Source organism: Shewanella sp. 10N.286.45.A1 (assembly GCF_041470405.1).
GTDB lineage: Bacteria > Pseudomonadota > Gammaproteobacteria > Enterobacterales > Shewanellaceae > Shewanella.
The window spans coordinates 1-341 of sequence record NZ_JBFRMK010000326.1; the positions used below are offsets into that span (position 1 = coordinate 1).

Below are 341 nucleotides of genomic sequence, written 5' to 3' on the forward strand. Positions count from 1 at the left end.
GTAATGGTCACGGTGGCAGGTGTTGCATCTGCTAGGCCGTCATTATCCACCGCATGATAAGTAAAGCGAGTATCACCGTTCCAGTCAGCCGTCGGTACGAAGGTGAGGTTAGCGGCATCAGCCACTGAGACCGTGGTTCCGGCAGCAATGACTTGGCCATTGAGGTATAAGGTGCCGTTAGCGGGTAGCGTGTCGATCACAAAGCTGGCGATGGTGCCGTCGCTGTCAGAGCCAGAAAGTTGTGGGATGGCAATGCTGGTCGCATCTTCATCGCCACTGGCAGTGAGATCCGCGGTTTCAGGCGCATCGTTAACGTCATTGACGGTAATGGTCACGGTGGC

Annotated in this window: 1 protein-coding gene; it reads right to left on the reverse strand. The window is 55.7% G+C overall.

Going from position 1 to position 341, the window contains the following annotated elements:
• On the reverse strand, positions 1-341 hold a 341-nt coding region (locus AB4238_RS20370; protein WP_372035236.1), incomplete at both ends, for an Ig-like domain-containing protein.